Genomic DNA, 23,401 nt, shown 5'->3' with positions numbered 1-23,401 from the left:
TTAATTATTATGAAACCTAATCACAAAAGTGTGCGCGAAAATATAATTTTATCAGCACAAAAGCTTACTAAAGATTATATTGATTTAATTAAATAAGGTGCTATATGATCTAAACCTAGAATATGATTTGCTGCTCCCAATTTAGCCGCTTCTTTTGGCATGCCATAAACTACAGAGCTTTGTTCATCCTGGGCTACAGTATCTGCACCACTTTCTTTCAACTCAAGCAAACCTTTTGCACCATCATTACCCATTCCTGTGAGTAATATGCCAATGGCATTATTTCCAGCATATCGTGAAGCACTACGAAACAAAACATCTACAGACGGCCTATGCCTGTTGACAAGGGGTCCATCTTTTACTTCTACAAAATATTCTTTACCAACACGTTTTAAAAGCATATGATGATTACCTGCCGCTATCAATACCCTACCTTGATAAAGTTTATCTCCATTTTCTGCTTCTTTTACCTCTAAATCGCAAATATTATTTAAACTGTTAGCAAAGGATTTGGTAAAACCCTCTGGCATATGTTGCACGATGGCTATCCCAGGCATTTTGGGAGGTAAATTCTTTAAGAAAGTCCGTATAGCCTCCGTACCTCCTGTGGACGCTCCTAATACAATAACCTTATCAGTTATGGTAATCCTATCTGACGCTGATGCCCTTTTTAAAATAACATCGGCACTGTATTTAGGTTTTACTTCAAGTTTAGGTGCAGGTTTTGATGCTATTTTTGAAACCTGTGACGCTGTGGCAATTTTCTTTCTTGAAAGCTTTACATGCGAAGCTGCCTTCACAGCATCACAAATTAGAATTTTTGATTCATTAATAAACTTTGCCGCATTCATGGCAGGTTTACCAATAATTTCAGAAGCTCCATATTCAAGAGCCTTCATGGCTGTTTCGGTACCTTCAGTTGTAAGAGAGGAAATAATAACGACAGGAATTGGGTGCTGCGACATGATTTTTCGCAAAAACGTTAATCCATCCATCCTGGGCATTTCGATATCCAGTGTAATTACATCCGGAACCTCTTTCATGATTTTTTTTACAGCGATTATCGGATCAGCAGCAGTTCCCATAACTTCAATATCAGGATCTGAACCTAATATTGAAGAAAGGCTCTGTCTGACCACAGCTGAATCATCAACAACTAATACCCGTATTTTATTATTCCGCATAGTACAAGGTTATTTATACTTTTTTATCATTTACGAAAATTAAAAAAAATTTTTACGCAAATAAATAAAAGACAAAAATATTCCTTTTATAAGTTCTTTTTGTCAAGCAATTTATGCCTGACTTCTCCTGTATCTGTAAAAAAGATAATTTTTCTTCCTCTTTTACCTCCTGTACTTGAGGCCACTATAGGAATTTTTCTTTCTTCCAGCATTATTTGGGCTACTCTAATATTCCTTTCCCCAATTTGAGTTTTGGAACTACCCGTTTGCATCAGCTCACCACCACCAAAAACCTTTGCCTGCAAATCCTCAATTCTGGAACCATGAAACAACAGCTTATCAATCAATTTATCGATGGCAATATTTCCATACTTTGGAGAAGCTAAATCATTTCCGTTCCAATGAGGGAGCATATAATGATTAATTCCTCCTATTTTAAGGCGTGAGTCCCACAAACAAATAGCAACGCAAGAACCTAAAATTGTTTTAACCAGAAAAGGTTCTTTACTTACAAAAAGAGAGGAAGGATATAGAAAATGTTGTAAATATTGACTCATTTATCTTCCATTAAAAAATCTCATCCTCTTCATCAAAGAAAATATCATTACCCTCACCACTAAATCCATCCACAATATTTTTAGCTTCAGGAACACTAATGGTAAATGTAGAACCTTCTCCTTTTTTACTTTGAATTTCAATATCGCCGCTTAAAACATCAAGCAAGGACTTGGTGATTGAAAGACCTAATCCATGACCTCTGTTAATTGAATTAATGCCAGTATCAAGTCTTTTAAACCTTTCAAATATTGTTTTTTGGTTTTTCTCTGAAATACCGGTTCCAAAATCCTGAACTGCAATTTTTAATACTTCTTCATCATCAAGCCATACAGGTATAATAATTTTACTATCCTTATAACTATATTTTAATGCATTATTAATCAGGTTGCTCAAAATTAATTTAAGCTTTTCAGAATCCGTTTTAAAGTAAAAATTCTTTCCAAAACCATGCTCTATATTAAATTGAATATCGAAACTAATACCCATTTTTCGAGAGATGATATTAAATGATTCCACCACGGTTTGTAGCAAACTACGAATATTGACCTTTGCAATATTTGGTGCCACTTCGCCAGCTTCAATTTTTGCTGCTACAAAAATATTTTTTAGCTGAAAGTCAAGATTAAAGGCTTCTGAGTGAATCAACGCAACCATAGAAACCACTTTTTTCCAATCGTGTTTTTCTACTGATAAAATTGCTTTTGATAAACCTAAAATAGAAGTAAACGGGTTTACTATCTCATTAGATATATTAGAAATAAAGTGACTCTTTAATGCTTCTGAATCTTTAAGTTTCTTAGATACACTTTGAAGCTCAAGAGTTAACTCTTTTATTTCCTTTTCACTATTTTTACCAGCTTCAAGACGCTGTCTAAGTTCTTTAAGTAATTGTCTGTCTGATAAATTATTCATGGTTCTTGTTTTGTTCTTATTTTTTTCTAAAAATAGTTGGCTTAATATGTTCCAAGGGTACATCCATACCCGTTAATGATTCTGAGTGTCCAATAAAAAAGTATCCGTCAGATTTTACATGGGAACTTAATTTATTTATCACACTCTCCTGTGTTTGCCTATCGAAATAAATCAACACATTTCTACAAAATACAACGTCATATTTTTCATTAATAGCAGAAAAAGATGAATCCATAAGATTCAAATATTTCAAGCTTAAATTACGCTGTAGTTCAGGTCGCACTTTTACGGTAGGATTATTTGTATCCTTGCTTTTTAAAAAGTATTTCTTTTTTAATTCCAAAGGAATAATATCCACCTTATTTAGGGGATAAATCCCTTTTGCAGCTTTACTTAAAACATTTTGTGAAATATCCGTTCCAAGCATATTATAATGAAATCCCGGATTATTTGCACTAAACTCATTTAAGGTAATTGCCAACGTATAAAGCTCTTCTCCACTCGAACAACCGGCACTCCATATTTTAAACGGTTCCCTACTCTGTTTTTCAACAAAAGCTGGCAATACGGTACTTTTCAGAAAATCAAAATGAACTGGTTCCCTGAAAAAGTCAGTTTTATTAGTCGTTACAACATTTAAAAAGTTAAATATTTCCTCACGCTGCCCATCATTGCTAAAAAGATAATCTTTATACTCAGTATAAGAATTCATATTTAACTCGCGAATCCTTTTCAATAGCCTGCCCTGAAGCATTATTCTTTTAACCGGAGGCATTTTTATACCAAACTCAGAATAGATAAACTGGCTAAAAGCTTCAAAGTCCTTTGAGGATAATTCAGCTTTAAAGCAATCTAAATCTTTTGAGTATGATTTATTATTCTCCACTACTTTTTAATTTTATTTAAAACATCACCCATGCCAATAATTTCATTCACACTAAATACTTTATCAGAATTTAATATTAAATAAAAATTATTATTGACCGAACATGTTGCTTTTATATATCCAGGACTGTAATCAGTATCTACTTGTTTAAATTCTTCCTCATTTACTTCAAAAACATCAGTAACTGCATCTGTTAAAATTCCCACCCGAAACGAGGTATCGGTATCTTTCCTTGTTACATCTACAACAACAATACAGGTTTGAGCTGTAATTTCCACAGCTTTCATACCAAATTTTAAACCGGTATCTATTACAGGAATTACTTCATCTCTATGATCAATTACTCCTGTCATAAAAGATACTGTTTCAGGTATTTTCCGAGGTTCCTGATACTCGCAAATTTCGCTAACCCTGCCAACATGAATTGCAAATAATTCAGTTCCAACTTTAAACGAAAGATATGAATTGTTAATGTCTTCCATCTTTAAACGTTTTTACTTTCAATTTGATTAATTACATGCATTAAATCAATCATATGAACAAATTCATCCTTCTCTTGAACTGTGCCTTCAAAAGATTCAATAAGCCCTATCCCCTTTTGGAAGGAGGGAGGCATAATTCTATCATTTTCTACCTCAAACACCTCTTTTACCAAATCGACCACAATACCGAACTGAGATTCAAGCTTATCTTCAGGAGATACCACAATTATTGAAGTATCTTTTGAGTTTTTCCAATCTGCGATTTTCATTATAATGCGCAAATCTGTAACCGGTACAATATTTCCATGAAGATTGATAACCCCCAAAATAAAATCTTTTGTATTAGGAACTTTTGCCACATTTCCTTCTTCATATGGAAGAATATTCCTAACCTGTAAGCTATCAAAAGCATAAACCTGATCTCCCAGGTTAAAAGATATTAATGTTATAAAATCACCTTCCATAATACACTATTTATGCAATTTTTGAACCCAGTGGTGATGAATTAACCTGTTTACATCAACTACCATTGAAATTGTTCCATCCCCCATTATAGATGCTCCGGAAATGACTTCCTGATCTCTTAGCAACCTGCCAAAGGGTTTCACCACTGTTTGAAATTCACCAATTACCTCATCTACGATTAAACCAATCTTTTTATTTTCAAACTTAACCTGAATAATATGCTTTTTGCCATCAAATTCCTCCTCATTGAAGATATCCCTCAAATCAATCACAGGAAATTGTTCCCCTTCAAGCGTAATAACACCATTAAAAATTTTGTTTTGGTCTTCAACTTCCAAAGGGTATATTTTCTCTATGGATGAAATAGGAATAACATATTGAGTATCACTAACAGTAACTAATAATCCATCAATAATTGAGAGAGTAAGCGGTAATTCAAGTGTAACAGTGGTTCCTTTATCAGGTTCTGAATCAATTGAAACTTCTCCCCTTATTTCACCAATTTTTCTTTTCACAACATCCATTCCAACGCCTCGCCCTGATAAATCGGAAACGCTTTCTTTTGTTGAGAAACCACTCATGAAAACCAGATCAAAAATTTCCTTTTTTGTCAGTTCAACGTTCTCATCAACCAACCCTTTAGCAATAGCTTTCTTGTGTATTACTTCCGGATTGATACCCTTTCCATCATCAATTACCTTAATAATTACTGAGGCACCTTCGTAATAAGCTTTAAAAATAATTGTTCCTTTTGGGGATTTGCCCTTTTTAATCCTTTCGTCAGGCATTTCAATTCCATGATCAACACAATTCCTGATCATGTGCAACAATGGATCGGTAAGGTGCTCAATGATATTTTTATCCAACTCTATATCCCCACCTTCAATTATAAAGTCGATTTCTTTATTTAGTTCTTTAGAAAGGTCGCGCACCAATCGCTGGAAGCGCATCAAATCATTTTGAATAGGAATAAGACTTATTTCAAATGCATTATCCCTTAACTGCCTTGTTAGTTTCTGAATATTTTCAGACAGGTTAACCAACTGGGCATCTCCACTATTTTCTGCATGTAAGTTAAGCTGCGCTTGAATTGTAACCAATTCACTTACCAAATTAACTAATTCATCAATTTTTGTTGATGCTACGCGAATACTGGATATTTTATGTTCCTTTAACTGTACTTTTTTCTTCTCTGCAGGTTCTGTAGATATATTTTCTGTTACCCATGATATACCCTTTAAAACCTCAGATGACAATTTTTGGCCACTATGAACAGCTTCGTCAATGAAATTTTTAAGCTCAGCACGTTGTAATATATTACCCTTAGATATTTCGGAAATATCAAGATCACATTCATCTTCAACAAAAATAAAAACATCTTGTATCTCATTAATGGGTTCCACTGTGTTTAATAGTACATCCCAACTAACAAAACAACTCTCAGGATCCAGGTTTTCTATTTCGGGAACATTATCTGTATACGAAATTACAACCGCTTGACCCAATGCATGAAGATCATCCAATAAAAATAACGGATTTGTTCCGTTTTGCAGGATATTGGAATGTGGCTTTATTGTAACTAAAAATGTTTTTGATTCATCATCTTCAGTACTTGAAATATCTTCGCTTATGTTGTTATCATCCTTACCAACTGAAGGACTGCTAACAAATTGCTGAATTCTTGTAATAAAAACATTTAGTTCTTTCTTTTCCTGTGGATCAGTAATATCTCCTACATTAAGAAAATGCTTTATTTGATCAATGGCATTAAAAGTGAGGGAGATCAAATCATCAGTAACAGACAGTTTCCCATTTCTTACCCAATCAAATACAGTTTCTAAATGGTGGGTAAACTCACTTAAATCGTTAAAGCCAAACATTGCACCACCTCCTTTAAGTGAGTGCATTGCCCTAAAGATACGTTCAATAATCTCTTTATCGCCTTTATCATTTTCCAATAACAATAAGGCTTCTTCAAGATCATGAACATTATCCAGTGATTCTTCAACAAACTTTGCTCTGAACTTATCAATCATGCTTATGCATTTTTTGTAATTAACGAATCAAAAAATCGTAACGATTCATCTACTTCATTTGATTCGACCCGGTGTTGTTGATTACTTTGAAGTTCGGACTTAATAACAGGAATTAACTTTTGCGTATTAGACACAATTTCTTTTGATGAAAGGATTGAACCACTCCTTAAACCACTAAACACTAATTCAATAGGTTTTACCATATGGTCTACACTATTAATCCCAAGCATAGGAGCAGTTCCTTTAATATTATGTGCAGTGGCAAAAACCTTCTCAATAACACAATCCTCCAATACGCCCTTTACATCTTTAACTAAATTCTCTATTGCTTCCAAATCCTTAATGGAATCTTTTATAAAAGTTTCCTTAATTTTTTCGATCATCGTAATACTCTTGAAATAGCACTCAATAATTTGGCCGGTACAAAAGGTTTAATAATCCATCCGGTAGCTCCTGCTTGCTTAGCTTCCATTTTTTTTGCCGCTTGAGATTCGGTAGTAAGGAATAAAATTGGAATATGCTTATAAGCATCTATTTCACGTACTTTTCGAATCAAACCCAAACCATCCAGATTTGGCATATGCAGGTCTGTAATAATAATATCGATGGTTCTTCCATCTAAAAACTGAAGGGCATCTTCTCCATCAACACCAACCAACACATCATATCCCTCATTTTGAAGGGTAAAGTTCACAACTTCCCTTATACTTTCTGAATCGTCAACAATAAGAACTGTCTTAGCCATAATTAGTTAAAATTAATTTCTATAGTTTAAATAGATTGTTAAATCCAGCATTAGATACTAACCCATATACATCTTCTCCCAAAGTACCTTCAACAGTACAATTTTTACCTTTATTTTGATATGATTTAACAAGCGAACTCATTAATTGAATAAAGGTAATATCCATGGCAGAAGGATTAGCAACTTGAATTTTTAAATCATTTGAAAAATCAACAGCATCCAATATACTTTCTTTGATCTTACCAATATGGTTGATGATAAGTTCACCTGAAATTAACATTTTACTCTGGTCCTTATCTATTTTAACATCTACAGAGAATGCTGTATCCATAATAAATATATCTATTATAAATTAAAACTTTTCGTAGTTATCTAGATCAAACTCTTTATCCAGATTGATAATATCTCCTTTTGAAGAAACATCTGTTTTTTGTTCTTTTACTCTTGTGGTTGCTTCTTTTGCTTCAACAGCTCTTTTTTCATCCCCTTTTTCTTCACTTTGACTTTGATCAAGGTCTTCTTCACCATCAATACTAAAGAAACTTACAGCCTCCTTAAGTCTATCAGCTAAAACAGCAAGCTGCTCAGCACTTTGTGTCAACTCATCGGACGAAGAAGCATTTTCCTGGGTAATAAGGTTCAGGTTTTGCATGGCCATATTAATTTGCTCTGCACCTGTTTTTTGTTCTAAACTGGCTGCTGAAATCTCTTTAATCAACTGTGTGGTTTTTTCAATATCCGGCACCAACAATCTGGATTTTTCTCCTGCTTCCTGAGATACTTTTAATCCTCCATTAACCAGGTTATGGATTTCATCTGCAGCTACTTTACTTCTTTCTGCTAACTTCCTAACCTCGGCAGCTACTACTGAAAATCCCCGACCATGTTCCCCGGCCCTGGCAGCTTCCACAGCAGCATTAAGTGCCAATATATTGGTTTGAAAGGCAATATCCCCGATAATAGTGATTTTTTCTGCCACACTTTTCATGGCATCTGCAGCTTCTGACGACAGTTTATCTGCTACATTCACATCTTTTGCTGTTTCTACAGTTATCTTTTCTGTTTCAACAGCATTTTCAGTATTCTGGTCTATGTTTGCAACCATTTCTTCGATGGAAGTAGATACTTCCTCTGCAGAGGCAGCCTGATCAGCCGAACCTTTTGAAAGTTGCATGGAACTATCCTTTACGTTTCGTCCACTAGCAACCAAATCATTTGCATTTTCCTTAATAGAAACAACAATGCCTTTTAAATTTGAAGCCATGTTATTTAACGCATCAGCCAACAAACCTATTTCATCATCCTGATCAATTTCTAATTCTGCAGAAAGATCACCTTGCCCGATGGTTTGCGCAAAAGTAACCCCTTTATTTAATGGCTTAACAATACTGGTATATAAAATATAGGCACTAAAACCAGCCACAGTAGCTAAAACAAGAACCATAATGATCACAAAATTATTAAACCACCTAAACGAAGCGTCCATTTCTTGTAAGGATGCGGAATTTAGATCTTTAAACTTATTCCCAATAACATCAAGGTCATTAATGATCTCATTTCCTAAATTAATGATATCACCATCTTCCTGAACCATGGGCTCTACTTCAAAAATAACCATTACATCGTCATAAGATTCAAATGAGTTAAGACTAGTCATTACATACTTTTGCTTAACAAACAAAGAATCTGTTTTATGCATAATTTTATCAAAGTTATCCTGATCAGCTTTGCTCCAATTAGTTTCAATTGCTTTAAGCTCTTCTTTTAGTTTAGGATAATCTTCATTTAAAAGAGCTTCTAATCTTTTCTTATCTGCGGTACCAGGTTGTCTGTCTACAAAAACCCAGCTCTTAATCAACGACTTGGAATTATTTACCATATCCTTAAACTGCTGGATTTTTTGATCGGAAGGACTATAAACCCCTGTAATTTGTTCACTTAAATTCCTACTGCTGTTTAAAGTAACAAAAGTAGATATTCCATTAACGACAATTGCCAATAAAATTAGCCCAAAAGCAACTAAAAGTTTTTGAGCTATATTTAACTTGATCTTCATAACTAACAAAAATTTATTTTTTTATGGCCGCAGCCATATTTGCCAATTTAGAACTGATACTTAATCCCAGGGATTGAGCATTAGCTTCGTGAACCTCAAACTTAAGGTTATTATCTCTTACTACAAAATTTATTACCGATCCATGTTTTGTGGCACCTTCTGCCTCCGTAATTATCAAAGAATTCTTACCTAACTTACCTTTTAAGGTATCTGCATGTTTCGAAAAGTTAATTATTGAAGAAACATACAATACTTGGCAGTCTGTAACTTCTTCAACAGAATTAAACTCTTTAACAACCACATTTTGATAACCAAATTTCTTTCCAGCTGATTGTTTGGTAATCCAATCAGAAATTTTGGAACTCTTCAATACTCCAATAACAAAATCACCTTGTTTGGCTTCATCAGCCCATCCAATATATCGTATAAAATTCAAGGTGAATACTGATTTATATTTCTCCACCTGGGTATATCCCTTTAATGGAATCAGTAATACAAAAAATAAAATTAACACTATTTTCCTCATAACACTATCCAAATAATTAGAATTGTTTTCTTCCGATTTATTACGGCGAATGTTGTTTTAGGTTACTTTTTTGTTCATAAAATATTGAATTAATTCATTCAACCTAAATAAAATTACACATTACATGGGTAAAAAAACATTATTCACATACCTTTGCAACAATTTAAAACACAATATTTATAATGAGAGAAATACATACTTTTAACTTATTGGATAGTGAATTATTTGAAACTAGAATTCATTTGACTATTAGCGATATAAAAAAACAACTAATTAACAAAATAATAGTTAAAACTGACTTCTATATTGATTCCGAAAACAATGAGGAATTTGAAAATACATGCGAAATAATTAAGGACAATATGAAGTTGGTATTTAAGGATCAAATACCAGCCATCACATTTATTTCTCAAAAACCTGAATCAAACAATGAGCTTTATATCGTATGCCACACTGTTAACCAACAATTCGCAAAGGTGAACTTTAAAAAAGTATTAGATCACCACTATATAACCATTGAACATAAAAATGGTATGGAGTTATTATCTGGAGGAATCAGTTTTAATGACAGTTCGCCACTTCTTAAAATACAAAGAACCATGGATTTAGCGGAACAGATATTAATGGCTGAAGAGATGAATTTTGGTCATATATTCCGACAATGGGATTATATACCTTCAATTGCTCAAAAAACTGAATTTAATGGTTCAGTAAAAACTACAAATGAAATATTCAACGAGGTAAAGTCCTATTTTCTTGAAGAAGCGCTATATAAAAGCGGATATCCTGCTGTTTCAAACATAAACGTTAAAAATGGAAATTTCACAATTGATTTTATGGCATTTAATAATTACGAGGCCTTTTCGTCATTAAACGTTGAATCCGATTACTATCTGCCTTTTTCTGATCAAGGTAAATTAATAAATATTGAAAAGGAAGAAATATGGTTTTCTGGTTCATGTTTAAATTTTGAACCTGCAAAAGATGTTGAAAAGCAAATTTTAAAATGCCTACAAGAATCTTTTAAACTCATTGAAAAGGATCTGGTACAACCATCTAATTCGCCTGAAAACAATTCAATAAAAGCTAACATTAAATACATTACAGCATACGTAAAACATGAATCGTATAATAATAAAGTAAGGGATTTTATTTCACAAGTTGCTCCTGATTGCACAATAGTTATAACAAACACAGAGTTTTACCAAAAAGATAAACTAGTTGAGATAGAAGGGTATTGCTCCCATTAAATAAAAAATAAGTTAATATTTGTCTTTTAATATTTCTATAAATCTTTTTATAATAACTTCGCAGCTCATTTTTATTCTTTAATACTGATTTTATAATGTGGATTCTGATTGCGCGCACTATATTAAAAAATAGAATACTCTTTCTGGCCCTTCTTTTAGTTATTACAATATTTATGGCATTTAAAGCAGGTGATGTACAAATGTCATATCAATACGCTCCCTTATTACCCGAAGACGACCCAGCTTATCTTGAATACGAAGCTTTTGAAGAACAATTTGGAAACGAAGGCAATTTAATGGTAATAGGCGTAACTGATAAAGATTTTTTTAAACTGAAAAATTTTAAGTTATGGACTGAATTAACAAATAATATATCGAATATTGAAGGTGTCAGTTCTGTATTTTCTGCCACTGAAGCCTATAACTTATTAAAGAACAAAGAGGAAAAACAATTTGAAATTGTACCTGTTTTTAATAACAAAATAAACTCTCAATACGAGCTCGATTCCATTTGTGAAGAATTCTACAATTTACCATTTTATGAGAATAACCTATACAACAAGTCTACGCATACCTATTTAATGGCGATAACCCTGGTACCGGAAATCCTACAAAGTCCGGAAAGGGTAGAACTGATCAATAAAATCATTTCCACAGGAAATACATACACAGAAAAATCGCATAATAAATTACATTATTCAGGATTACCTTATATCAGGGTAACTACAGCCGAAATGGTTAAAAAAGAGCTGAACATGTTTATTTATATGGCTCTTGGTGTTACGGCCATAATAATGTTCCTGTTTTTTCGCTCATTCAAAGTGGTTATGTTTTCCATGTTGGTAGTAGCTGTTGCTGTTATATGGGCCTTGGGAACCCAGGCTTTATTTGGTTTTAAAATCACAATTTTAACGGGAATGATTCCTCCTTTAATTATTGTGATTGGAATACCCAATTCAGTATTCCTTTTGAATAAATATCACCAGGAATATAAAAAACACGGTAATAAAATAAAGGCATTGCAACGGGTAATCTGCAAAATAGGTAATGCAACCTTTCTTACAAATTTAACGACTGCATCCGGATTTGGGACATTTATTTTTACCAGCAGCAAAATACTGGTGGAATTTGGAATTATTGCTGCTATCAATATTATTGGTGTATTTATTTTGTCATTATTATTAATCCCAATTATATTCAGTTTTATTTCTGCTCCAAAAGAAAGACACCTTAACCATTTAAAAAACAAGGCTGTAAACAAAATTGTTGATAAACTGGTACATATTTCATTAAACCACAGAACAACAGTATATATAGTAGCAGGAATAATATTAGTATTTGGTTTTATTGGAATTTCAATGATTAAAACCACCGGATACATGCTTGATGACATTCCTCATGACGACCCTTTATATGTTGATTTGAAATATTTTGAAGAAAACTTTGATGGATTAATGCCCCTCGAAGTAATGATAGATACTAAAAAACCCAATGGGGTTTTAAAAGCCAGCAACCTAAAAAAAATGGATCAGTTCCACAAAAAAATTTCGGGACACTCAGATATATCTAAAGCCATTTCTTTATCAGAGGTTGTCAAATTTGCTCGCCAGGGATTTTACAATGGCAACAAAAAATATTACGGTATACCTAGTAACCAGGAACGCAATTTTTTACTTTCATATGTTTCAAACAGTAAAGGCGACCAACAGAAAATAATCAGTACTTTTATTGATTCTACACGAGCAAAAACAAGATTAAGTTTCAGGTTAAAAGATGTTGGTACAACCAAAATGACAGAACTTAATAACATGGTTATAAGTCAAATAAAAGATATATTTCCGGATGAAAAATACCAGACTTCTGTTACAGGAGCTAGTATACTGTTTTTTAAAGGAACTAAATATCTTATTCAAAACCTGTTTGTAAGCCTTTTTCTGGCAATTATTTTAATTGCTTCATTTATGGCATGGATGTTTTCGTCTAAAAGAATGGTATTGGTGTCTCTTATACCCAACTTAATTCCTTTAATAATGACTGCCGCATTAATGGGATATTTTTCAATACCTATTAAACCATCTACTATTTTGGTATTTAGTATTGCCTTTGGTATTTCTGTAGATGACACCATACATTATTTAGCTAAATACCGCCAGGAACTGGGTGAAACCAACTGGAGTATTAAAGCAGCAGTAGTACTTGCTTTAAAGGAAACCGGAGTTAGCATGATCTATACTTCGATAATATTGTTTTTTGGTTTTGGTATATTTGGATTTTCTGAGTTTGGCGGAACAGTAGCATTAGGTGTACTGGTAGCAGTTACCTTATTAATTGCATTATTCTCTAATTTAATTCTATTGCCATCCATATTACTTACTTTGGAAAAACTTATTACCAATAAATCCTTTAAAGAACCTTTGTTACACATTTATAACGAAGATGAAGATATAGAAATTGAAGAATTAAGAATTGAAAAAAAATCAAAAGAAAAACAATAAATGCTATCAATTGATGACGTTCAAAAGCTTATCACAAGCGAAATAAAAAATACCAACTTTATTAAAAAGCCTTCAAACTTATATGAACCCATTGAATACACAATGGAAATGGGAGGCAAAAGGGTAAGGCCATTACTATGCCTTATGGCTGTTCAATTATTTGGTGGTGATATATCCAAAGCTATTAAGCCAGCATTGGGACTTGAAGTTTTTCATAATTTCACCTTGCTCCACGATGATATTATGGACAATGCAGATGTGCGTAGAAATATGCCAACCGTTCACAAAAAATGGAATGAAAACGTAGGTATTTTATCAGGTGACGCTATGTTGATAAATGCCTACCAATACATAGCCCAATGCAATAATAAAATGCTCCCTGAAATTCTGGATTTATTTAATGAGGTTGCGTTAGGTGTATGTGAAGGACAGCAGTATGACATGGATTTTGAAAACAGGATGGATGTAACTGTTGACGAATATCTTGAAATGATCAGGCTCAAAACTGCTATTTTATTGGCCGGAAGTTTAAAAATGGGAGCTTTGCTTGCAAATGCAGATGAAAAAGATGCCCAATTGATATATGATTTTGGAATTAATATAGGTATAGCTTTTCAGTTGCAGGATGATTATCTTGACACTTTTGGAGATCAAAAATCATTCGGAAAGAAAATTGGTGGAGACATTATTGCAAATAAAAAAACATTTTTGCTCATTACAACACTAAATAATGCAACTTTAGAAGACCAAACTACGTTAAAATCGTGGATTAAAGCAGATAATTTCAGCGAAGATGAAAAGATAAATGCTGTTAAATCAATTTATACTAAGAACCTGGTTGATGAATCCTCGCAAAAATTAATGGATAAATATTATAATAATGCCATGGAAAACATTGCCCAAATAAATGGTAATAAAGTTATAAAAAGTGAACTAATCCATTTCGCAACAAAACTGATGAAGCGAAACAACTAATTATTTTCAAAATTATTTGTAACTTCTTTGCCCAATTAAAAATATTTTCAATATCCTATGGAACAATTAGAAGGAAAAATTATTCAAATAGTAGGTCCTGTAATTGATGTAAGTTTTGACCTTAAAGAACAAGAACTTCCAAATATTTTAGACGCACTTGAAATTACCCGCGAAAACGGTGAAAAGATAACAATTGAGTGCCAGCAACACATCGGTGAAAATACAATTAGATGTATTTCCATGGATGCCACGGATGGTTTGGTTAGAGGAATGAAAGTGGTTGCTACGGGTCAGCCCATACTTATGCCTCCTGGAAATTCAGTTAAAGGACGACTTTTAAGTGTTACCGGAGCAGCCATTGATGGTATTGGAGATATTGACAAAACAAATGGTGTACCTATTCACCGCGAACCTCCCAAATTTGAAGACCTTTCTACTGAAGCCGAAATTCTTTTTACCGGTATCAAGGTAGTTGACCTGATTGAACCTTATGCCAAAGGAGGAAAAATTGGATTATTTGGGGGTGCAGGAGTTGGTAAAACAGTGCTAATCCAGGAACTAATTAATAATATTGCAAAAGGTTATGACGGCTTGTCAGTATTTGCCGGGGTAGGGGAACGAACACGTGAGGGCAACGACCTGCTTAGGGAAATGATTGAAGCTGGTATTGTAAATTACGGTGAAGAATTTAAAAAGAGTATGGAAGAAGGGGGCTGGGATTTATCAAAAGTAGATAAAAAAGCCTTGGATGAATCACAGGTAACCATGGTATTCGGACAAATGAACGAGCCTCCGGGTGCACGCGCCCGCGTAGCCCTTTCTGGTTTAAGTATTGCCGAAAGTTTCCGTGATGGCGATGGGGCAGGAGCTGGTAAAGATATCCTTCTGTTTATAGATAACATATTCCGTTTTACCCAGGCTGGCTCCGAAGTATCTGCACTTCTTGGACGTATGCCTTCAGCGGTAGGTTATCAACCCACTTTATCATCAGAAATGGGAGAACTTCAGGAACGTATCACATCAACAAAAAATGGTTCTATTACATCTGTTCAGGCTGTTTATGTACCTGCTGATGACTTAACAGACCCTGCACCGGCTACTACATTTACACACCTTGATGCAACAACTGTATTAAGCCGAAAAATAGCCGAGTTAGGTATATATCCGGCTGTAGACCCATTGGATTCGACATCAAGGATCTTAACCCCGGATGTTGTAGGAGAGGAGCATTATAACACTGCTCAAAGGGTAAAAGAAATTTTACAGCGTTATAAAGAATTGCAAGACATCATTGCTATTTTGGGTATGGAAGAGTTGTCAGAAGAAGATAAACTTGTTGTACATAGGGCCAGAAGGGTTCAAAGATTTTTATCACAACCTTTCCATGTGGCAGAACAGTTTACCGGTTTGAAAGGAACTTTTGTTAGTATTGAAGATACTATTAAAGGCTTTAATATGATTATTGATGGTGAGGTGGATAAATATCCCGAAGCGGCATTCAATCTGGTTGGTACTATTGAAGAGGCTATTGAAAAAGGGGAAAAACTCCTTACTGAAGCAAAATAAAGAGTTTAAAAACTAAATCATGGATTTAAATTTAGAAATCATAACACCTCAAAAAATATTATACTCAGCAGATGTTGGTTTAATTCAGCTACCCGGAATAAATGGTAGTTTTACTGTTTTAAAAAACCATGCTGCAATTGTATCAAAACTGGTTAAAGGAAAAATAAGGGTTATTGGTAAAGATGGTAAAGAAAGCTTTTTTAACTGTGCCAATGGCATTTTCGAGTGCAAAAACAATAAGGCTACCATTTTATTAGACTCTTATAAAATTTGATTTATAAATATTAAAAATATAACAACAAAACCGTTACTAGATATTTAGTAATGGTTTTTTGCATTAAATACAGTAAATTTTGAAAAAAGTTCTGATTATTAGATTAAGCTCGATAGGTGATATTATTCAATGCATGTCGGTTACGGGAGGGTTTAAAAATTTTAATCCTGATTGTGAATTACATTGGATTGTACGTAAGGATTTAGCTTCTTTATTAAGAATTGATCCCAGGATAGACCAATTAATTGAATTTGATCGCAAAGAGGGGATGCTGGGCTTAATAAAACTGGCTTTTAAACTTAAAAAAGAAGGCTATACGCACATTTATGATGCCCATAGTAATATCAGGTCCAATATACTTAAAGCAATTCTAAATCCTCTGGGAATGGGTTGCAAGGTAATTACCAGACGTAAAAACCGCTTCAAAAGGTTGTTACTATTTAAATTCCGGATCAACTTATTGCCAAAGCCATTCAGGGCATTTGAATCATTCAGAAATCCGGTGTATAAATGGGATATTAACAATTTTTATACCCCGCACAACAATTGGATATTTCCAAAAGAAACTGAGGATAAATGCAATAAATTATTATTTAACCAACCTGCCAAAACCATTACTTTGGTTCCATCTGCAGCCTGGGAATTAAAGCGCTGGCCTGTAGATTATTGGAAAAAACTAATTACTCTTTTACCAGATTTTCACTTCAATATACTTGCTGGACCTGAAGATACATTTTGCCAGGATATTGTAGATGCCGCCCCAACCAGAGTACTAAATTTGGCCGGAAAAACTTCTTTGCTTGAGAGTTTTTGTATTACAGCAAAATCACCTTATGTAGTAAGTGGTGACACAGGTTTTTTACATGCTGCTGATTTATTTAACATCCCGGGGTGTGCCATTATCGGTCCTACAGCATTTGGCTACCCTACAGGAGAAAAAATGAAAATTTTTGAAAGAAATTTACCTTGCCAACCATGCAGTAAACATGGAGATACAACATGTAAATTAAAAGAAAACAAAAAATGCCTGACGGATATTACCCCTGAGCAAATAGTAGAAGAAATAAAACTAAATTTAGAGGTATTCAATTAACACTTACCAAAACTAATTATAAAACATACATAATTTCATCTTAACATTTAAGTAAAACATTTCCTGTTAATTACTCAATTAAAATAAGGAAAAATAGTATTATTTAAATTATGTAGGATGAATTGTTTTAGAAAAGTAATTAATCAACTTTGGGATAGAAAAAATAAAAAAATTAAACTCTTATATTACGCAAATGAATACATCAAATTAATATTTTCTTTACCCTATTCCCCTTATGCTTTACCCAATAAGCTCAAAAAATTATCAAAATACAATATAGAGTATTTAAAGTACAGAATTAACTATTACAACAAAGTATCTGATAACACGGTATTACCCGATAACGTACAAAAATTAGGTCATTTTAAATATCAAAGTGAGTTTAAAACTTACTTTTTTGATACCTACAGATATAAAAGATATTTTATCCCCAATCAAAAGTTCAGCTATTTATTTGGCGACATTACAAAAATACCAAAGTATCCAACGGTAGTAAAAAGCCGACCTATATCTAAAAACAATACCAACTCCATTTTACTCAATTTAAACACTGTACGTCACTTTGTGTTTATAAACGACAATACCAGTTATGAAAAAAAATTTAACAAAATAGTATGGAGAGGCAATGTTTGGGACCACCAGCCTCAAAGGGTTAATTTCTTTAAAAAGCACTTTTTAAATCCTATTTGCGACATTGGTCACATTAACAATGCTGGTTTAAATCCTAACTGGATAAAAAACAAATACACTATAAACGAACAACTTCAATACAAATTTATTCTTTCAATTGAGGGTAATGATGTTGCCACAAACTTAAAATGGATTATGTCGAGCAATTCAATTGCAGTAATGCCAACTCCACGATATGAAACATGGTTTATGGAAGGAACCCTAATCCCGGATTACCATTACATTCATATAAACGATGATTACTCTGATTTAAATAAAAAATTAAACTATTACATCAACAATCCCGATAAAGCCATTAAAATCATCCATAATGCCCAGGCATTTGTAAAACAGTTTCAAAATAAGGAACAAGAAAAACTAATTTCTCTCCTTGTGCTCCAAAAATACTTTAATAAAACATCTGAAAAATATGCTGTTACTGATTTTCCTTCAATCTCACTAAAACCTATATAATATTAAATATTAATGATTTTAGATTCTAAACTAAAATATGGTCAGTTAAATAAATTATAACAACATAGTTAATATTGTTTTAATATCTTTGCCACAAAATAATTAAAGATATATTAATCAAGATTTACAAGCATATCTTCTAATAAAGCAATATGACTATATATATAAATCCCAAGTATCAACATCTCGAACCATTTTTAAAAGAATTATCCGACAACTTTGAAAAAATTGGCGAAACAATATACAAAGGGAGAAATATTATTAATGTAGTTGATTATAAAGGTTTAAAACTTAATATAAAATCATTTAAGGTTCCTCATATCATTAATAAAATTGCTTATGCATGGATCCGGGGGTCAAAAGCTCGCCATTCATATGAATATGCCGTAAAAATGCGCGATAGGGGATCGAACACACCAGAACCGGTTGCATATATTGAACTCACCAAAAAAGGTCTGTTTGACAGGAGTTTCTATGTTAGCATCCATTATAAATATGATTTCACTATTCGCGATTTAATAGGTTTTGAATTTCCGGATAAGACAAACATTTTACAACAGTTTGCAAAATTTACCTTTAAAAAGATGCACAAAAGGGGAATTCACCATCTTGATTACTCAAGGGGTAACATCCTAATTACTAAAAAGAAAAACAAAAAATACAAATTCAGTGTGGTCGACATTAATAGAATGCGATTTGAAAAAATGCCTTATTTAAAAGGACTTAAAAATTTTTCACAAATCTGGGCCAGTGAAGATGAACTTGCAATAGTGGCACGCGAATATGCCCGTTTAAACCATAAAGACCCGGAAGAGGCTGCCCAATTGTTAATTAATTGGGACCGTAAACATAAATCAAAGATTAATAGAAAAGCAGCTTTAAAAAAGAAGATTTTAAGAAGAAAAGAATAATGCTTTTTTATATACTTACAATTACAAGCACTTTATAAGCTCAACATTTCATGCAAAATTCAGAGTATTTCGCCATATTTTATACAGAACATTTATACTATATCCCACAATTTTTACCTGTTGCTAGAGAACTTGAAAAACGTCAGTATCCATACTTGTTCGTTGTGCTCGAAAGTAGCAAAAGGGATATTTTTAATCAAAACGAATCTATAATTAATGTATGTAAAAAGGAGAATATTCCTTTCCAGGTAGGTGAGAAGGGGCTTGAAAATTCAACTTGCGAGTACCTTATTTGCGGAGGAGATAATTATCCCGACTCAAATTTACCCCATAAGCAAAAAGTATTAATAGTACATGGAATAGGAACAAAAGTAAGTGCTTTTACTGAAGATAAGAACAAATTTGACATCAGGTTTGTAGAAGGTGATTTTAGACTAAGAAGACTTAAAGAACTTTATCCTGATGCCAAAGTAATATGGGAAAATGTAGGCTTTTCAAAACTTGATGATGTTTTTCGATACACCCGTGAAATGAAAAACGAACTCATAAATAATATAGGATTGGATTCAACAAAACCAACGTTACTTTATGCCCCTACTTTTTATCCAAGTTCTATAGAAAATATGTCAAATACTTTTCCAGATGAATTTAAAGATTACAATATTATAATTAAACCTCACTACTATAGTTATTTACGTAAAAAATATAAAACTCAGCGTAAAAAATTTAAAAAGTGGCAGCAATATAAAAATGTATATTTTGCAACGTTCGAGGATTATAATATTGCTCCGTTTTATGCTATTGCTGATTTACTAATTTCTGATGAATCCTCTGTAGTGTTTGAATTTGCTGCATTAGATAAACCTGTTATTTGCAACAGATTTATTCATTTACGTTTATCATACCGTATATTTGGAAAATACAAGTTCAATAAACGTATGGAAAGTGCCATGAACCGTTTTAGAGATATTGGTGAAAATGTGTGGAAATACAAAAAGTTAAAGTCTACAGTTGAGCAGGAACTAAACAATCCTTCACATAATCACAATAAAAGGGTGGAATATACTAAAGAAATCATTGGTCCTAATGATGGCAAAGTTTCGGTAAGAATGGTAGATATAATGGAAAAACACTATACAAAATAAAATAGGGATAACCCTATTTTATTCATAATTATATCCACCATCTAATTGAATTACCTGACCCGTTAAGTACTTATTTTGAATGATATGCCAACACAAATCGGCAACTTCCTGTTCTTTTGCAAATCGCTTTAAAGCAACTTTTCCTTTAATTTTTTCACGCAACCACTCTGGTTTGTTTTTTTGCCAATCAGTATCTACAAAACCTGGCGCAATGGCATTTATCCTAATACCATCAATACTTAAAAACTTCACCATATTTTTAACCAAAGCATGCACTGCACTTTTACTAACTCCATAGGACACTGAAACAGAATGGGGTAAGTTACCCAACATGGATCCCATAAAAACTATATTGCCATCTTTATTTAAAGATGGCAGGAGGGCCTGCATCAAAAAGAAAGGAACATTCAAATTGGCATTAAAAACTTTCAACCAGTTATCTGATTCTATTTTACCAAATACATCTCTATCTGTTAATCCTGCATTAAAAACAATAAGATCAATTTTAGGTATAATTGAAACAATACTTTCTGTAAGTACATCAACTTCATCTAAATTAGAAAAATCCGCTTTTAATATTTCAAATTTCCCTTTAAATTCAACAGTGATCTCATTTCGTAAAGATGTAGCACCTGATTCGGAATTAGAATAGTTAAAAACTACAAAATATCCTTCCTTTAAAAGCTTAATTCCAATAGCCTTTCCTATACCTTTAGTTGATCCTGTAACTAGTGCGTATTTCATTTAGCCAATTTTATAAATGCATAAAAAAGGTTTTTGAACATATTCAAAAACCGATTCTCTTACTAATTTAATTTGAGTTTTCAGTATTTTCAGTGCTATTGGGAACTATATCCGGATTATTATGATTATCAATACGTTTCTTTATTTTAGAATAACTTTCATAAATCTTCTTTTTCAATATAGTAGAACTGGTTCCTGCACCATATGGAAAATAAAAAACTTTTACTCCAAATTCTTCTAAATAATCATATTTTCCTGTCCAGTCATCACCAACAACAAAAATATCGATATGAAGTTTTTTTACAATTTCTTTGTGATCCAACGACCTCTGTGGGATAACAATATCAGGAGCTTTTAATCCCTCAACTATTGCCAATCGTTCCTCAAAAGGTACAATAGGGGGGGCCTTATAAGAACTAACCAACTCATCAGTACTAACACCAACAATTAATACATTTCCTAAACCTTTTGCATAATTAATCATTTTCAAATGATTACTATGGAACATATCAAAAGTTCCTGAGGTATAAACTATTAACTGCTTTTTCTTTTTCCCCATAACAATTTTTGAATTAAAAAACTGAACAAAGGTACATTAATTTACAGGAATTTAAGACCATAACAATACTAAGAATCCCCATAGTTAAAAAAATATTACTTTTGGCCTGAAAGTTAAAAGTTGAAGATGAAAGTTGTATTATTTTGTAAAAAGCCCTATGCTTTTGGAATCATGATGCCTTTATATAAGGAATTGATAAAACAAAAACATGATACTATTTGGTATATACCGGATAATATTAAGGATAAAATTCCTGATTTTTTAAAAACTTGTTCCCAGTGCAATTCTATGAGGGAATTGCTCCTGTTTAATGCTGAGGCAAATTTTGCACCTGGAAACGATTTTCCTCACTATTTACCAGGGGTAAAAATACAGATTTTTCATGGTATGGCAGGAGAAAAATCGGGTCATTTTCGTATCCGTCATTATTTCGACCTTTATCTAACACAAGGTCCATATTTCACAGATAGATTTTTAAAATTAAAAAGAAAATTCAAAAATTTTGAGGTGAAGGAAACTGGATGGTGTAAAATCGATACCCTGTTTACACCCTTAGAACAAAGCAAAGAGCTATTAAAAAATGAATACAAAGCAGTTATTTTATATGCCCCTACCTTTTCTCCTGGTTTAACTTCAGCATCAAAATATAAGGATGCAATTTATAATCTTGCTAAAAACAACAACTATTTTATATACATCAAGTTTCACGACAAGATGGATCAGGATGTAGTTAAAATGTATCAAGATTTTGCACATAAAAAGGAAAATGTAGCTGTATCAACAGATTCAGATATCATTCCTCTTCTGCAAACATGCCATTTAATGATAAGCGACACATCTTCTGTTGTTTATGAATTTTTATTGCTCAACAAGCCTGTTATTACCTTTAACTCTGCTTCGGAAAATATCCGATGGGATAACATTAGTGACTCTGAAGATCTTTCCTCTGTTGTTGAAAATAATTTAGAGAATGATCCATACGCAGATCAACGTCAATGGTTTATAGAAAATTACCACCCATTTACTGATGGGAATTCATCAGCTAGAATGATTAAGGCGGCAGAAGAATATATTACAACTCATGGCATTCCTAAAGAACGTAAAATACCTCTTTTGAGAAGAAGAAAGATGTATAAAACATTTGGAAAAAAGCCGAATATATTAATGGGGTAGAAGCTGATTATTTTTATATATGGCAATATATTTTTTCTTTACTGAATAATCAATTATTTTTGCGCTCCTAAGTGCAAATCAATTTTAAGCACTTCTTAACAACAATAGATCGTTATATTTTAGATAATAGACATTAGACTGATTTACAATTCGCTTAAAATCAATAAGATAATAATTTTGCCATAAATTATTCAATGTATTTAGAATCAGCACATTATAAAAA

General features: G+C 32.7%; 24 protein-coding genes. 10 read left to right on the top strand and 14 right to left on the bottom strand.

From position 1 onward, the window contains the following. Nucleotides 1-74 precede the first annotated feature (74 nt). The 12 genes from OM074_RS12355 to OM074_RS12300 form a co-directional block, all read right to left on the bottom strand. Nucleotides 75-1,184, bottom strand: a complete 1,110-nt coding sequence (locus OM074_RS12355; RefSeq protein WP_301199843.1) for a protein-glutamate methylesterase/protein-glutamine glutaminase — start codon at nt 1,182-1,184, stop codon at nt 75-77. A gap of 86 nt (nt 1,185-1,270) precedes the next feature. Continuing rightward, complete coding sequence (locus OM074_RS12350; protein ID WP_301199841.1) at nt 1,271-1,741, bottom strand: chemotaxis protein CheD; 471 nt, start codon at nt 1,739-1,741, stop codon at nt 1,271-1,273. Nucleotides 1,742-1,751: 10 nt separating this feature from the next. Next, nucleotides 1,752-2,654 (bottom strand): sensor histidine kinase, encoded by a 903-nt coding sequence (locus OM074_RS12345; RefSeq protein ID WP_301199839.1) that lies wholly within the window; start codon nt 2,652-2,654, stop codon nt 1,752-1,754. Between the two features lie 16 nt (nt 2,655-2,670). Further along, nucleotides 2,671-3,540 (bottom strand): CheR family methyltransferase, encoded by an 870-nt coding sequence (locus OM074_RS12340; RefSeq protein WP_301199837.1) that lies wholly within the window; start codon nt 3,538-3,540, stop codon nt 2,671-2,673. Continuing rightward, on the bottom strand, nt 3,540-4,022 hold the full coding sequence (locus OM074_RS12335; protein WP_301199835.1) for a chemotaxis protein CheW: 483 nt from the start codon (nt 4,020-4,022) through the stop codon (nt 3,540-3,542). The genes OM074_RS12340 and OM074_RS12335 overlap by 1 nt, the downstream gene beginning before the upstream one ends. Nucleotides 4,023-4,024: 2 nt before the next feature. Further along, nucleotides 4,025-4,486 carry a chemotaxis protein CheW gene (locus OM074_RS12330; protein ID WP_301199833.1) on the bottom strand — a complete coding sequence of 154 codons (462 nt, stop codon included), beginning with the start codon at nt 4,484-4,486 and terminating at the stop codon, nt 4,025-4,027. A 6-nt stretch (nt 4,487-4,492) separates the two neighbouring features. Continuing rightward, nucleotides 4,493-6,523 carry a chemotaxis protein CheA gene (locus OM074_RS12325; protein WP_301199831.1) on the bottom strand — a complete coding sequence of 677 codons (2,031 nt, stop codon included), beginning with the start codon at nt 6,521-6,523 and terminating at the stop codon, nt 4,493-4,495. 2 nt (nt 6,524-6,525) lie between these two features. Next, a complete protein-coding gene (locus OM074_RS12320; RefSeq protein ID WP_301199829.1) occupies nt 6,526-6,906 on the bottom strand; it encodes an Hpt domain-containing protein in 381 nt (126 codons plus the stop codon). Beyond that, nucleotides 6,903-7,268 (bottom strand): response regulator, encoded by a 366-nt coding sequence (locus OM074_RS12315; protein WP_301199827.1) that lies wholly within the window; start codon nt 7,266-7,268, stop codon nt 6,903-6,905. Before OM074_RS12315 ends, OM074_RS12320 begins: the two co-directional genes overlap by 4 nt. Nucleotides 7,269-7,287: 19 nt before the next feature. Then, a complete protein-coding gene (locus tag OM074_RS12310) occupies nt 7,288-7,599 on the bottom strand; it encodes a hypothetical protein (RefSeq protein WP_301199826.1) in 312 nt (103 codons plus the stop codon). 21 nt (nt 7,600-7,620) lie between these two features. Beyond that, entirely contained in the window at nt 7,621-9,324 is a 1,704-nt protein-coding gene (locus OM074_RS12305) for a methyl-accepting chemotaxis protein (RefSeq protein WP_301199823.1), read from the bottom strand. 13 nt (nt 9,325-9,337) lie between these two features. Further along, on the bottom strand, nt 9,338-9,850 hold the full coding sequence (locus OM074_RS12300) for a YfiR family protein (RefSeq protein ID WP_301199822.1): 513 nt from the start codon (nt 9,848-9,850) through the stop codon (nt 9,338-9,340). Between the two features lie 209 nt (nt 9,851-10,059). On the opposite strand from OM074_RS12300, the gene OM074_RS12295 reads away from it, so the two are divergent. The 9 genes from OM074_RS12295 (at nt 10,060) to OM074_RS12255 (ending at nt 20,702) form a co-directional block, all read left to right on the top strand. Next, nucleotides 10,060-11,100 (top strand): hypothetical protein, encoded by a 1,041-nt coding sequence (locus tag OM074_RS12295; protein WP_301199820.1) that lies wholly within the window; start codon nt 10,060-10,062, stop codon nt 11,098-11,100. Between the two features lie 173 nt (nt 11,101-11,273). Then, nucleotides 11,274-13,595 carry an efflux RND transporter permease subunit gene (locus OM074_RS12290; RefSeq protein WP_301199818.1) on the top strand — a complete coding sequence of 774 codons (2,322 nt, stop codon included), beginning with the start codon at nt 11,274-11,276 and terminating at the stop codon, nt 13,593-13,595. Then, entirely contained in the window at nt 13,596-14,570 is a 975-nt protein-coding gene (locus OM074_RS12285) for a polyprenyl synthetase family protein (RefSeq protein WP_301199816.1), read from the top strand. A gap of 57 nt (nt 14,571-14,627) precedes the next feature. Continuing rightward, nucleotides 14,628-16,136, top strand: a complete 1,509-nt coding sequence (gene atpD / locus OM074_RS12280) for a F0F1 ATP synthase subunit beta (RefSeq protein WP_301199814.1) — start codon at nt 14,628-14,630, stop codon at nt 16,134-16,136. A gap of 19 nt (nt 16,137-16,155) precedes the next feature. Then, a complete protein-coding gene (locus tag OM074_RS12275; RefSeq protein ID WP_301199812.1) occupies nt 16,156-16,410 on the top strand; it encodes a F0F1 ATP synthase subunit epsilon in 255 nt (84 codons plus the stop codon). Between the two features lie 79 nt (nt 16,411-16,489). Further along, nucleotides 16,490-17,503, top strand: coding sequence for a glycosyltransferase family 9 protein (locus OM074_RS12270; RefSeq protein WP_301199810.1), 1,014 nt, complete (start codon nt 16,490-16,492; stop codon nt 17,501-17,503). A 117-nt stretch (nt 17,504-17,620) separates the two neighbouring features. Further along, the gene (locus tag OM074_RS12265) at nt 17,621-18,646 is read left to right on the top strand and encodes a glycosyl transferase family 90 (RefSeq protein ID WP_301199808.1); all 1,026 of its coding nucleotides are present in this window, start codon (nt 17,621-17,623) and stop codon (nt 18,644-18,646) included. A 152-nt stretch (nt 18,647-18,798) separates the two neighbouring features. Then, nucleotides 18,799-19,557: a lipopolysaccharide kinase InaA family protein gene (locus tag OM074_RS12260; RefSeq protein WP_301199806.1), complete on the top strand. Its 759-nt coding sequence runs from the start codon at nt 18,799-18,801 to the stop codon at nt 19,555-19,557. Nucleotides 19,558-19,607: 50 nt separating this feature from the next. Beyond that, complete coding sequence (locus OM074_RS12255) at nt 19,608-20,702, top strand: CDP-glycerol glycerophosphotransferase family protein (RefSeq protein WP_301199804.1); 1,095 nt, start codon at nt 19,608-19,610, stop codon at nt 20,700-20,702. An 18-nt stretch (nt 20,703-20,720) separates the two neighbouring features. On the opposite strand, the gene OM074_RS12250 is transcribed toward OM074_RS12255, so the two are convergent. Beyond that, nucleotides 20,721-21,446 (bottom strand): SDR family NAD(P)-dependent oxidoreductase, encoded by a 726-nt coding sequence (locus OM074_RS12250; RefSeq protein WP_301199802.1) that lies wholly within the window; start codon nt 21,444-21,446, stop codon nt 20,721-20,723. 67 nt (nt 21,447-21,513) lie between these two features. Then, on the bottom strand, nt 21,514-22,005 hold the full coding sequence (locus OM074_RS12245; protein WP_301199800.1) for an FAD synthase family protein: 492 nt from the start codon (nt 22,003-22,005) through the stop codon (nt 21,514-21,516). A gap of 126 nt (nt 22,006-22,131) precedes the next feature. Here OM074_RS12245 and OM074_RS12240 point away from each other — a divergent pair, with 126 nt between their 5' ends. Next, nucleotides 22,132-23,178 carry a CDP-glycerol glycerophosphotransferase family protein gene (locus tag OM074_RS12240; RefSeq protein ID WP_301199798.1) on the top strand — a complete coding sequence of 349 codons (1,047 nt, stop codon included), beginning with the start codon at nt 22,132-22,134 and terminating at the stop codon, nt 23,176-23,178. The last annotated feature ends 223 nt before the right edge of the window (nt 23,179-23,401 follow it).

Origin of the sequence: Plebeiibacterium marinum (assembly GCF_026013615.1) — a bacterium.
GTDB classification, from domain to species: domain Bacteria; phylum Bacteroidota; class Bacteroidia; order Bacteroidales; family Marinilabiliaceae; genus Saccharicrinis; species Saccharicrinis marinus_A.
Note: the sequence above shows the minus strand (reverse complement) of the source record. Positions and strands in the feature narration are given on the sequence as shown.

What these genes read in the sequence shown, in the direction of transcription:
- OM074_RS12245 (WP_301199800.1), bottom strand. Translation starts at nt 22,005, where the DNA reads ATGGGGAAAAAGAAAAAGCAGTTAATAGTTTATACCTCAGGAACTTTT.
- OM074_RS12265 (WP_301199808.1), top strand. Translation starts at nt 17,621, where the DNA reads ATGAATTGTTTTAGAAAAGTAATTAATCAACTTTGGGATAGAAAAAAT.
- OM074_RS12260 (WP_301199806.1), top strand. Translation starts at nt 18,799, where the DNA reads ATGACTATATATATAAATCCCAAGTATCAACATCTCGAACCATTTTTA.
- OM074_RS12355 (WP_301199843.1), bottom strand. Translation starts at nt 1,184, where the DNA reads ATGCGGAATAATAAAATACGGGTATTAGTTGTTGATGATTCAGCTGTG.
- OM074_RS12285 (WP_301199816.1), top strand. Translation starts at nt 13,596, where the DNA reads ATGCTATCAATTGATGACGTTCAAAAGCTTATCACAAGCGAAATAAAA.
- OM074_RS12300 (WP_301199822.1), bottom strand. Translation starts at nt 9,850, where the DNA reads ATGAGGAAAATAGTGTTAATTTTATTTTTTGTATTACTGATTCCATTA.
- OM074_RS12310 (WP_301199826.1), bottom strand. Translation starts at nt 7,599, where the DNA reads ATGGATACAGCATTCTCTGTAGATGTTAAAATAGATAAGGACCAGAGT.
- OM074_RS12290 (WP_301199818.1), top strand. Translation starts at nt 11,274, where the DNA reads ATGGCATTTAAAGCAGGTGATGTACAAATGTCATATCAATACGCTCCC.
- OM074_RS12325 (WP_301199831.1), bottom strand. Translation starts at nt 6,523, where the DNA reads ATGATTGATAAGTTCAGAGCAAAGTTTGTTGAAGAATCACTGGATAAT.
- OM074_RS12335 (WP_301199835.1), bottom strand. Translation starts at nt 4,022, where the DNA reads ATGGAAGACATTAACAATTCATATCTTTCGTTTAAAGTTGGAACTGAA.
- OM074_RS12345 (WP_301199839.1), bottom strand. Translation starts at nt 2,654, where the DNA reads ATGAATAATTTATCAGACAGACAATTACTTAAAGAACTTAGACAGCGT.
- OM074_RS12305 (WP_301199823.1), bottom strand. Translation starts at nt 9,324, where the DNA reads ATGAAGATCAAGTTAAATATAGCTCAAAAACTTTTAGTTGCTTTTGGG.
- OM074_RS12350 (WP_301199841.1), bottom strand. Translation starts at nt 1,741, where the DNA reads ATGAGTCAATATTTACAACATTTTCTATATCCTTCCTCTCTTTTTGTA.
- atpD (WP_301199814.1), top strand. Translation starts at nt 14,628, where the DNA reads ATGGAACAATTAGAAGGAAAAATTATTCAAATAGTAGGTCCTGTAATT.
- OM074_RS12315 (WP_301199827.1), bottom strand. Translation starts at nt 7,268, where the DNA reads ATGGCTAAGACAGTTCTTATTGTTGACGATTCAGAAAGTATAAGGGAA.
- OM074_RS12320 (WP_301199829.1), bottom strand. Translation starts at nt 6,906, where the DNA reads ATGATCGAAAAAATTAAGGAAACTTTTATAAAAGATTCCATTAAGGAT.
- OM074_RS12240 (WP_301199798.1), top strand. Translation starts at nt 22,132, where the DNA reads ATGAAAGTTGTATTATTTTGTAAAAAGCCCTATGCTTTTGGAATCATG.
- OM074_RS12275 (WP_301199812.1), top strand. Translation starts at nt 16,156, where the DNA reads ATGGATTTAAATTTAGAAATCATAACACCTCAAAAAATATTATACTCA.
- OM074_RS12255 (WP_301199804.1), top strand. Translation starts at nt 19,608, where the DNA reads ATGCAAAATTCAGAGTATTTCGCCATATTTTATACAGAACATTTATAC.
- OM074_RS12250 (WP_301199802.1), bottom strand. Translation starts at nt 21,446, where the DNA reads ATGAAATACGCACTAGTTACAGGATCAACTAAAGGTATAGGAAAGGCT.
- OM074_RS12330 (WP_301199833.1), bottom strand. Translation starts at nt 4,486, where the DNA reads ATGGAAGGTGATTTTATAACATTAATATCTTTTAACCTGGGAGATCAG.